This window comes from Pseudoxanthomonas sp. LjRoot204_2 (genome assembly GCF_056175765.1).
In genome coordinates this window covers 1-2523 of record NZ_JBGFFG010000457.1, presented here as the reverse complement: position 1 = coordinate 2523, position 2523 = coordinate 1, and the positions used below count along the sequence as shown (strand labels likewise).

Sequence of the window (2523 nt, the reverse complement as noted above, 5' to 3'; positions counted from 1 at the left end):
TGTAGTACACCGGAAACTGGGCGACGCGTCACATGAGCAGGTGAACATTCGCTGTCTCGCGTGCGCGATCACAGCCGGCACACGCAACGCAGCCGGATAGCGCCAGGCGTCGCGTCGTGCTGGCGCGCAGCGTCCTCGCGCAATGTCGCCACGATGGCGTCGGCCGATGCCACCCCGCCGTCTACCTGCGCCGCCACCTGGCCCCAGGCGATGCAGTGTCCGCCTTCGTACACCTCATAGTCGGCGAAATAGCGGCGAACGGATGCGCGAGCGTCTGCGTCAGGTGCCGACGTGCACATCGCACTCGCATTCCGTGCAGCCCAGTTGCTCGAGCGCGATTTCCAGCGCCAAGGCGTAACTGCGCGCACCGTAGCCATCGACGACCGCGAGGCGGCGGCCGGTGGCGGCGGGCAGGGCGCCTTCATCGAGCGTGTCGTGGACCTCCACGTACGGATGGGCCAGACCCTGCACCGCGCGCTGCAACAGCGGATGGTCGGTGAGCGCGCCGGGGTCGAGCAGCGTGGCGCGTACGCCCCACTCGTTGGCCAGACGCAAGGCGGTGAGGACCTCGGTGGTGGAGCTGCAACTGCGGACGGCGAGCGTCTGCCCAGCGCAGCCGGCGCGCTGCACCAGCGCGCCGAGCACCGACGGTGGCAACGGCGGCGGGGCTGACGTGAGGGCGTCGTGGCGTTCGGGGCCGCGGATGACGAGGATGGACATGAGGGGCTCCGGCTCAGGCATGGAGGGTCTCCGCAGGGGCGGGATGCAGGCGACGCAGTGCGATGTCCAGCGCCATCGCGTAGGCACGCGGGAGATCGTTGCGCAGGATCACGGTCACCAGCGGTGCATGCTGGKGCTGTACGCGAGGTTCCAGCACGCGCGAGGCGTCGTCGTGCACTTCGATATAGGGTGCAGGCAGGCCGTCGAGTGCGTCGCGCACGGCACGGCTCTGGGCTGCGTCGTGCATCGCCAGGTCGCCGACGTCGAGCAGCAGCAGGTCGGTTCGCTCGCGGCGCGCGCGTCGCAGGCCGCTAACCAACTGGCGGACACTGGCGAAGGCGCGACAGCGCAATGACTGGCCGACGGCGTTCGCACGTTCAAGCAGCGGGCGGTCGAGGAGGGGAACGTCGGGGAGCGCGGCATGCGGGCCGCGCAGGATCAGGATGGACATGGAGCGGTTCGTGACGCACGGCGTGTGCGGTGTGGTCACGATAGGCCCGTGGTGCGTAACGTCGCCATGCGTTCCCGAGACAGGCGCGTAAAGAACGCGTAGCGTTTCAGGGCTGCGCGATCAGCATCACGCCCGTCAGGCCGAGCAGCAGCGTGCGGGCAGCGTCCGTCGAGCGCGCGCGGCAACGAAGGCCGCGACAGAGGCCAGCGGCGGCGACCTGCGTTGCCACGAGCATCGCCAGCAGATGCACGGCCACTGCCGTCAGCATCAACGCAACCGATCCGGTGGCGCTGATGGCGCGCGCAGGTCCGTCCGTCATGCACAGTGGCATCAGCGCCGGCACCAGCATCAGGCCGCTGCCGTGCGCGGTGCCCATGAGGCAGGACCAGGCGGCGAGTCCCGCGTGCGATCGAGGGGCGGCATGGCGAGCGGCAGCGCGTGGGCGCACGACGTGTCTCCATGCCGCGAAGACCAGCAGGCCGCTCCCCGCCAAGGCGAGCAGGTGCTGCTGCGGCAGCCTGATGCCCTGCATCACCACCACCACGACCAGCCCCACCGACAGTGCGTGCCCGATGGCGATGGGCAGCAGGGCGCGCCGTACGTCGTGCGCATCGCCGGAATCGGCGGCGATGGCCGCGACGAACAGCCAGCCATTCGCCGGACTCAGGCCATGCACCACGCCCAGACCGGCGATGCTGAGCCAGGGCCACCAGGCATCGGGCAACGGCATGGCGCGTCGACTCAGGGTTTCGCGGCACAGCATCCGCCGGACGCGGTGGCGGGCGTGGTGTCGTAGCGGTCGTGGTGGCGCACCCAGGCCATCGGGTAGGCATCGCCCTCTTCACCGCGGCCGAACGGCGCCAGGTCGAGCAGGGCGTAGGTGTGCATCATCGCTTCCACACCGCGCCCGTAGCGCGAGTAGGCATGGAAGACGTGGCCTTCGTCGTCGCGCACGAACACGCTGATGCCGGGGGCTTCCTCGTGCGGGAAGGGCTGCCGCTTGTAGTTGTAGTCCACGGCGCCGCGCGACATGTCCTCCTGGCTGAAGTTCACGCCGAAGTCGTGGTTGAACGAGGTGCGATGCGAGGATACCCACGGGAATGTCCACCCCATGCGCCGGCGGAAGGCGTCGATATCGGCCAGCGGTGCGCGCGAGACCGCGACCAGGGTGAGGTCGCGCTGGGCGAGGTGCGTGAGCGCACCGGCGTGGTGGTCGGCCATGAAGGAGCAGCTCTTGCAACCCTGTTCCCAGCCCGGCGCGAACATGAAGTGCTGCACCATCAGCTGGCGGCGGCCCTCGAACAGCTCGGCCAGCGTGCGCGTGCCTTGCGGTGTGTCGAACACATAGGGGG

At 69.5% G+C, this 2523-nt stretch carries 5 protein-coding genes; all 5 read right to left on the bottom strand.

Features of this window, described 5'->3' with window-relative positions; genetic code table 11:
- Positions 1 to 68: 68 nt before the first annotated feature.
- Positions 69 to 299 carry a hypothetical protein gene (locus tag AC04L7_RS16515; protein ID WP_296280856.1) on the bottom strand — a complete coding sequence of 77 codons (231 nt, stop codon included), beginning with the start codon at positions 297 to 299 and terminating at the stop codon, positions 69 to 71.
- Positions 280 to 720: a 3-dehydroquinate dehydratase gene (locus AC04L7_RS16510; RefSeq protein ID WP_296280858.1), complete on the bottom strand. Its 441-nt coding sequence runs from the start codon at positions 718 to 720 to the stop codon at positions 280 to 282. The genes AC04L7_RS16515 and AC04L7_RS16510 overlap by 20 nt, the downstream gene beginning before the upstream one ends.
- Positions 721 to 733: 13 nt before the next feature.
- The gene (locus AC04L7_RS16505; RefSeq protein WP_475513439.1) at positions 734 to 1171 is read right to left on the bottom strand and encodes a hypothetical protein; all 438 of its coding nucleotides are present in this window, start codon (positions 1169 to 1171) and stop codon (positions 734 to 736) included.
- Positions 1172 to 1277: 106 nt separating this feature from the next.
- A complete protein-coding gene (locus AC04L7_RS16500; RefSeq protein WP_435997548.1) occupies positions 1278 to 1901 on the bottom strand; it encodes a hypothetical protein in 624 nt (207 codons plus the stop codon).
- A gap of 11 nt (positions 1902 to 1912) precedes the next feature.
- Positions 1913 to 2523, bottom strand: a 611-nt coding sequence (locus AC04L7_RS16495) for a DUF899 domain-containing protein (RefSeq protein WP_475513438.1), incomplete at its 5' end; no start/stop codon positions are given.